This window comes from Bacteroidales bacterium (assembly GCA_012519055.1).
GTDB lineage: Bacteria > Bacteroidota > Bacteroidia > Bacteroidales > Salinivirgaceae > JAAYQU01.
Genome location: JAAYQU010000029.1, coordinates 1 through 8,266, shown reverse-complemented (window position 1 = coordinate 8,266; position 8,266 = coordinate 1). Strand labels below are relative to the sequence as shown.

The 8,266-nt window shown below is 34.1% G+C and carries 6 protein-coding genes; 1 reads left to right on the top strand and 5 read right to left on the bottom strand.

Annotated features, from left to right (window positions below; all coding sequences use genetic code 11):
* From GX311_05425 to GX311_05405, 5 genes are all read right to left on the bottom strand, one after another.
* On the bottom strand, window positions 1–1,174 hold a 1,174-nt coding region (locus tag GX311_05425; GenBank protein ID NLK15820.1), incomplete at its 3' end, for an Rne/Rng family ribonuclease.
* A 230-nt stretch (window positions 1,175–1,404) separates the two neighbouring features.
* The gene (locus GX311_05420) at window positions 1,405–1,698 is read right to left on the bottom strand and encodes an integration host factor subunit beta (GenBank protein ID NLK15819.1); all 294 of its coding nucleotides are present in this window, start codon (window positions 1,696–1,698) and stop codon (window positions 1,405–1,407) included.
* 215 nt (window positions 1,699–1,913) lie between these two features.
* Entirely contained in the window at window positions 1,914–4,229 is a 2,316-nt protein-coding gene (locus tag GX311_05415) for a GAF domain-containing protein (GenBank protein ID NLK15818.1), read from the bottom strand.
* A 226-nt stretch (window positions 4,230–4,455) separates the two neighbouring features.
* On the bottom strand, window positions 4,456–5,796 hold the full coding sequence (mgtE, locus tag GX311_05410) for a magnesium transporter (protein ID NLK15817.1): 1,341 nt from the start codon (window positions 5,794–5,796) through the stop codon (window positions 4,456–4,458).
* Window positions 5,797–5,972: 176 nt separating this feature from the next.
* Window positions 5,973–6,794 (bottom strand): HAD family phosphatase, encoded by an 822-nt coding sequence (locus GX311_05405; GenBank protein ID NLK15816.1) that lies wholly within the window; start codon window positions 6,792–6,794, stop codon window positions 5,973–5,975.
* 427 nt (window positions 6,795–7,221) lie between these two features.
* On the opposite strand from GX311_05405, the gene GX311_05400 reads away from it, so the two are divergent.
* Window positions 7,222–8,266: M6 family metalloprotease domain-containing protein (locus GX311_05400; GenBank protein ID NLK15815.1), on the top strand; the 1,045-nt coding region annotated here is incomplete at its 3' end.

The following is an 8,266-nucleotide window of genomic DNA, read 5'->3' as shown; positions in this document are numbered from 1 at the left end:
CTTTCTCCATTGCTTTCTTCATGAATTCATAGAGCTCCTGCCGATGTTCTTGATCGTTCATATCAATAAAATCAATTACCACGATACCTCCCATATCACGTAACCGAAGTTGATGCGCAATCTCCTCTGCAGCTGCAATATTGACTTCGAAAGCATTATTTTCTTGCCCGACCCCTGCTTTACTTCTGTTACCTGAGTTAACATCTATTGCATGTAGTGCCTCTGTATGTTCTATAACTAAATACGCACCTTTCTTTATTGCGACTGTTCTTCCGAAATGAGACCTGATTTGACGACTCACACCAAATTGCTCAAATATAGGGGGTTTCCCCTGATAGTTTTTGATTATTTTTTGTTTATCTGGAGCAATTTCTACAATGTATTCCTTTAATTGATTATATACATTTGTGTCGTTAACAAAAATACTATTAAATGAGTCGTTTAATAAATCGCGCAATAGTGCTGTTGTTCTATTAACTTCTCCTAGAATAAGCTTTGGGGGTCTAATCCCTTTTATTTTCACTAATGAGTTTTCCCATCTTTCAATTAAATCTCTAAGTTCTTGATCCAAATTGGCTACCCGCTGTGTTTCTGCAACTGTACGAATTATAACACCATAATTTCTTGGTTTTATACTTGTTAAGAGATTTTTAAGTCGGATTTTTTCTTCACCAGATGTGATTTTTTGCGAAATATTGACTTTATTAGAAAAGGGCATTAATACAATATTGCGACCGGCAATACTTATCTCGGAACACAATCGCGGACCTTTTGTTGAGATTGGTTCTTTCGCTATTTGTACTGCAATGATTTGCCCTTCTGTCAGAACGTCAGAAATTTTTCCGTTTTTGTCGATATCAGGTTCTTGCTTTATACGACTTAACGGAACAACAGATTTACCCTGATGTGCTGCTGTTACAGCTTTGTTTAATGAACGTATTTGTGGCCCTAGATCAAAATAATGGAGAAATGCATCCCGCTCGTGTCCAACGTCAACAAACACTGCATTTAATCCGGGCATTATTTTTTTTACTCGTCCTAAATAAATATCTCCAACTGAAAAACGGTCATCGCTCCTATCTTTGTATAGTTCGACAAGTTTTTTATCCTCAAGAAGAGCTATTGTAATTTCTGATGTGTCTACATCTATAATAAGCTCTTTTGTACTACTCACAATAATAAAATGTTACGTTTTTTTTCAATATTTTTATCCCCAAAAAAACGAAAACCTAAAGAGCCATGCTCAATAGGTTTACGGGAAAAAATTCTAGAGCTGTCCCGTAATTAGGTCAAGGGCAACTATTTTTTCTTTTTATGACGATTTTTTCTTAATCGTTTTTTTCGCTTATGTGTAGCCATTTTATGGCGTTTACGTTTTTTTCCACTTGGCATTGTCCAACTCTCCTATTTTTTTACTTTTACGTTTGCTTTCACCTTGTTAACAAATGCTTTTGCAGGCTTAAATGCTGGAATATAATGCTCGGGAATAATAATAGTTGTTTGTTTTGAGATATTACGAGCTGTTTTCTTTGCTCTTTTTTTCACTATAAAGCTACCAAATCCGCGAAGGTAAACATTTTCGCCACTTTCTAATGCCATTTTTATGGTTTCCATAGTAGCTTCAATAGTTCTTTGAACAACCAATTTCTCAATTCCTGTGTTCTTGGACACTTGATTTACAATATCTGCTTTTGTCATTTTTGATAATTTTTTACTATTAATATTATTATGTTATTTTTAAACCGAACTACAAATATAGAACATTATATTAAATAAATAAAAATATGACAGAAAATATTTTTTATTTTAACGTTGATTTTTAAACAATTAATGTTAATCATACATATTTATACCTTTGGAAACTTATTGCCAACCTTCTGTTAATCTGCACATTACATCAAAAGATTAATAACTTACTTGGATTCAAAAAACTCATTAACCTCTACTCCTATTTCAATTACTTTAAAAGGTGTGCCACTACCGTCAAAAACTGGTTGCGCAAAAGCTTTCACTAAAACAACATCTTTTGCTGCTGTCCTGCGCTTTAATATTCCTTCAAAAGATTTTCCGCTACGCATCATTTCCCAAAATGCTTTGTATGACTCTTGGGATGCATAATCATTATTATCAAAAATTATACTATGATGCTTACCAATGAAGTCTTCAATCGAATATCCCATTGAACTGCATAGTTTACTGTTTGCAGATATGATTACTCCATCAAAATCATATTCCATCATTAATACTAGTCCACTTATTGCACTCATTTTCGATTCCATTTCGAATTCTTTGCGTGCCATTTCCTCTTGTGTTGCCAATAGTTCTTCCATATTTTGACGCATCTCTTCCTCTTGTGCTTGCATCTGTTCTGCTTGCTCCTGCGACTTTTCTAATAATATGCGTGTCTGTTCATTAATTTTTACGACTGAAAGTGTACTAGCTACATTTTGACAAACTTTTTCTAAGAATTCTATCTGATAATCTGTAAAAATATTAAATGACGCTAACTCTAATACGCCTAATACTCCTGCTTCATATTTCAGTGGCACGATAACTATGGATGTGGGATTTGCATCTCCCAAACCGGAACCTATTTTAATGTAGTCATCGGGAACTTGAGTAAGAAGTATTGTTTGCTCTTCGTGAAAACATGCACCTACCTGCCCCTCTCCAATCAAGATTTTATCAGATGCTAATTTTTGTCTGTCCCAAGCATAGGCTTTAACCATTTCCAGGTATTTCTCATCTTCGTCATCTTCATTAAGTAAATATATTGCGCCTTGATTCGCATCAAGGTATTTTACAAATGTTTTTAATAGCTCACTAAGCAAATTGTCTTGATTGTTGCTGTTCCTATGAAGGATATCACCAAAAAGCGCTATACCATCATTTGCCCATACTCTCTTTTGCTCTTCTTCTTGACGACTTCTCTCTTCTTCTCTAGCCTTGATGAGACTTCCTTGCATTTCGATTAATGATTTTCCAAGTTCATCCTTTTCTGACAGTAATTCAAGTTGAGTTGAATAGTCTCCTTGACCAATTTTTGTGGCAAATTGTGATTTGTCGGCAAGTCCTTTAATAGAATGACTCAGAGCATTTGCCATAATTTCAATTTCATCTCCTGTATGAAGTGAGAGTACCATATCTTCATTTATTTCACCAAGACTAATCCTGCCTAAAGTTTTAGTTATCAAAGATATAGGACGTATTAAATTGTTAGACACAAAAACAACTATTACTACCATTATCAGTAAACCAACAAAACCAACAACGAGTGATATAATTACGCTTTTATTAGCTTTATCAATTATTACTTTCATTGGAACGGAGTAAGCTAATGACCAAACTGATTTAGAATTACCGACTTTTACTGGCGTAAAAACTGTTAAGTGATCTTTGTTGTCTTCTCTAGATTGTACATAATGGGTCTCTTTCCCATTTTTGATTATATCCAACAATTTATACTTTTTTACCTCGTCGGGATATACATCTGTTAAATTTTTATATATTAACGATGTGTCTGGGTGTGCTGCAATTATACCTTTCATAGAAATCAAAAATGCATAACTGCCTTCATGTGGTTTTACTTCTTCTAGTAGTTTCTGTAAATACTTTAATGTCAGATCAATACCAATAATTCCAACATACTTCCCATTCTGTTGAATTGGAGCAGCAACGGTTGTCATAAGATGTCTATAGTCTCCTTTCAATACTTCATCAAGGTATGGCTCAAATATATCTTCAACATTATCTGCTTTAAACTCAGCATACACTTCGGGATCTCCTGTTAAACTACGCCTATCCAGCTTCTTGTATATTTTATCATTCTCACGATAAACAGTCATACAAAACCGACCATATGTTTTGGTATATCCTGGAACATAACTGTAATGTTCCCAACTGTCCCACAACGTATATATGTGCGGATTATTCTCTACTATGGGAACATACATTGACATAAAAAATTGCTGCCATATTGTGGTATCTAATTCGTTGAAGATGGAGAGGCCACTAGCTAAAGTACGCGCAAGCGAAAGATCTCTCTCAAAAAATAGTTGTATTTTTTGTGCCGAGTTTTCAGCAACCAGTTTAGCACTTTCGATACTATCTTCAACCATTATTTTTCGCGACTGCATTAAAATGTATCCAATTGAAACTGAATACAATAGAGCCGATGCGGTTAAAATAAGTAATAAAATTTTTCCTTTAATTTTTAATTTAACCTTCATATGTTTGAAATTTATCTGTTTAAGGAGAACGTAAAACTTAAGTTAACATGTTCATTCCCTAATTCTCAGTTATACAGACTTACAATATTACCAAAAATTATTGATATATAACATTTTATTCTTAGTATTTATATCTTTTCTAATTTTTGACTAGTAAGCAACATACTCAATTTATATAAAGCTAGATACTAAATATTTTTCAAAGTTTTTAAAGTTCACATATTCGTTATAATCCTAAGTACCATGTTGCTATTGAAAAGTAAATAACAACGCCACATATGTCGGCAATAGATGTAATTAATGGCGCACTTGCTGTTGCAGGGTCTATTTTTAATTTTGTAAATATAAAGGGTAATGAAAGTCCTATGAGACTTCCAGTTATAACTGTCAACACCATTGTAAGGCTAACAACCCAAATTATTTCAGGAGAACGGAATAGTGCTATTAATATTACACCCACTCCCATTGTTATTCCCAACAACAACGACACTATTAACTCTTTACCTAAAAGTTTCAACCAGTCACCCATTTGCACATCTCCGGTAGCTATTGAGCGAATCATCAAAGTAGCTGATTGAGCACCTGCATTTCCTCCACTACCTATTAACAGCGGAAGGAAAAACACAAGAGAAACGGCAGATTCAATAACATTCTCGAAGTAAGAAATTGCAGCACCTGAGAAAACATTCATAAAAACAAGTGCTGTTAACCATAATACTCGTTTTTCGTATAAATGTGTAACTTTAGCTTTTAGTGGATTAATAATAGCATCCTGAATAGAACCGAATTTATGGAAGTCTTCCGTTGATTCTTCTTCGGCAACGTCCATCACGTCGTCAAATGTTATAATACCAAGCAATACTCCATTTGTGTCTGTTACTGGTAATGCTACTCTATCGTAATCCTGAAATGCACCAATGGCAACCTCCTGGTCGTCGTACGCATTTAAAGAGACAAACCTATGATCTACAATATCACTTATGGTTTGGTCTGGCGATGCTAGTATTATTTCCTTTATTCTAATATCGTCAATTAGTCTCCAGTCATCATCAACAATATATATTACATTTAATGTTTCAGAGTCTCTACCATACTTTCTAATATGACTTAGAGCTTGATCGACAGTATAATATTCTTTAATAGCAACATACTCAGGTGTCATCAAACGTCCTATACTATCCTCGGGATATCCAAGCAATTTAGTTGCGATTTTTCTCTCTTCAGGTGATAGCAATTGAATAAGTCGTTGGGTAATTGTTCCAGGCAACTCTTCAAGAAAGGCTGTACGGTCGTCAGGATCAAGATCGTTTAACAAACTTGAAATAGTACGAACATTTTTGGCAAGTCCCTCGACTATTTTCTCCTGCTTCCCGTGTGATAAGTGTTGGAAGGTTTCTTTAGCTTGTTCTCTTGATAGTAAACGAAACATTATAATGTCATCGTCTTCGTCAAGCTCTTCTATAAATTCTGAAATTTGAAATGTATCAAATGAGGTCAACTCATTTTTCAAAGTTTTCCACTCTTTATTTTCGATAAGTTCGTGAAAATCAGTCATTTGTTCTACCATGATATAATCTCCTTACAAACTCTGTAAGGACTACATGGTAATTCTTACAGAATATTAATTTTTACTACTATACGGGCCTTCGTCCATGAATTGGTTTGATTTTAATCTGAGTGCAAAATTAATCAATTATTTAACTTTTAGCTTTGGCTGTTTAATTTTTTTTCTATCCTAACAAATTAAATTTCTACTAATGATTGTATCGCTTTACTAACACCATTTGAATTGTTAGATGGGACAATTTGATAACGTTCTTTTAACTCAGGGTGACCATTTTCAACCAATCGAGCATGCCCCGCATAATCTAAAAAATCAACGTCATTGTAATCGTTTCCAATTGCCAAAACCTGGTCTTTATTGATTTTTAATTTGCTGCAAAGCCAATGAACAGCATCACCTTTACTCACATTTGGAGGAAACACTTCCATCCAAATCGTGGTATGCTCTATGGGAGAAGTTGTTCTAATTACTTTAAAATCTGTTAGTTTACTTTTAACGCTATTAAATCTATCAATATCGTCTTCCATAATAGACAATAACTGACAAGCATTTTCAAAAATTGGCTTGGAAAAATCAGCAGGCGTACAGTGGCCACGATAAAAATCGCAGTAGTTCGAAAATTCTATATTATTGCTATTTACCTGATGGTAATAAAATTTATGATTGTCAGGTATTGGGAAATGGACTGTAAAATCCAGTTTTTCTTCTCTAAAGAGTTTTATTACTTTTTCAGTCTGCTCAGCTGCTAATCCATTGTGTATTAATAGTTTATGACTATTATAATCTATCACGCCGCTTCCTGTACTAAAAACTATGAAATCAAACGGGAATTTTTTTGGAATAACTTTCGAAATTGAATATAGACTGCGTCCCGTTGCTGCAACACGAATAATTCCTTTCTCTCCAAGTTTCTCAAAAGCATTGCGGTCTGTATAACCAATTGACTTGTCATCTCGTAACAAAGTACCGTCTAAATCGGTTACAACCATTTTTATAGTCATATATCTTGTTTATTGAGGTTAACTTAATTTATAAATCAACGTGTATTTAAGTTTACGCCATTCCCATCAAAATCATCATACTTTTGTAAACCTCTCATAATTATTGTAAATCCAAATGATATCTTGTTTTATCAAAAACAAATTGTACAAAATTAGAATTTTTATTTAGTTTTTTACTATCAACCACTCAACTTGAAAAATAACGATAAACTTATTTACACTTATCATGCAAAAGGGCATTTTATCAAAAATAATCATGTATTCTAAGAACATTTTTCTATTTTTGAGCGTTAGAATAACGAAATGGCGTAAAAATTGTGGCTTTTTCATGATATAATGCTCAGGAAAATGCTAATATTAGAGTACATTTTTGTATTCGCTCAACAACATATAAATAATTAATATTAAACAAATAATTCAAATCACTATGAGACAATTAATGAAATTGCTGCTCTTGACATTTGTCTGGGTGTCAAGTCTTAATTCCCTTATGGCAGTGCCAGCCTATCCAGGTATAATACAAAAGACCCAATCAGATGGCACAACTTTAAACTATTATCTATTTGGAGATGAATATTTTAGTTGGGCAAGAACTACAGACGGCTATACTATTAAACATAATACTGTCGGAGATTATGTTTATATGATAAAAGATATAGATGGCGATTTAGTTTTATCAGAAGTGATTGCACACGATCCTGAATCAAGGTCTGATGCCGAATTGCTATTTTTATCGACCTTAGAGACAGAAATGTTCTACAGTAAAGAACAAATGGCAATTGTGCAACAAGCAATTGCTATTAGAAAAGCCGAAGATGAAAAAGCAAGCAGAGCATTCCCAACAACAGGAAACCGTAAATTAATTTGTATCCTAATAGGATTTCAAGACAGAGCTTTTGTAAAAACTCAAGCCGAATTTAACGCACTTTTCAATCAAGTTGGATATTCAACAGGAGGAGCCACAGGTAGTGTTAAAGACTACTATTTAGAAAGCTCATACAACCAGTTTAACTTAACTGTTGATGTTGCAGGTCCTTATGTTGCAAGTAGAAACATGGCTTACTATGGTTCAAACACTTCAGGTAACCCTAGTGCATTAGTAAGAGAAGCTATCAACTTAGCCGACCCTCATGTTAATTTCGCTGAATACGATAATGATAATGATGGATATGTTGATGCTGTTTACATTATTTTCGCCGGCTATGGTGAAGAAGCTGGAGGACCAGCTGATGCAATTTGGTCACACGCATCTAGTCTTTACCCAGCAGTATATAAAGACGGCAAATATATTTCAAGATATTCTTGTTCACCTGAACTAAGAGGTTCATATGGTCAAAATATTACTAATATAGGTGTTATATGTCACGAATTTGGACACGTTTTGGGTGCCCCTGACTATTATGACACCGATTATGAAACAGGCGGTCAATACTCCGGAACAGGTGACTGGGATATGATGGCAGGTGGTTCAT

What these genes read in the sequence shown, in the direction of transcription:
- mgtE (NLK15817.1), bottom strand. Translation starts at nt 5,796, where the DNA reads ATGGTAGAACAAATGACTGATTTTCACGAACTTATCGAAAATAAAGAG.
- GX311_05415 (NLK15818.1), bottom strand. Translation starts at nt 4,229, where the DNA reads ATGAAGGTTAAATTAAAAATTAAAGGAAAAATTTTATTACTTATTTTA.
- GX311_05405 (NLK15816.1), bottom strand. Translation starts at nt 6,794, where the DNA reads ATGACTATAAAAATGGTTGTAACCGATTTAGACGGTACTTTGTTACGA.
- GX311_05420 (NLK15819.1), bottom strand. Translation starts at nt 1,698, where the DNA reads ATGACAAAAGCAGATATTGTAAATCAAGTGTCCAAGAACACAGGAATT.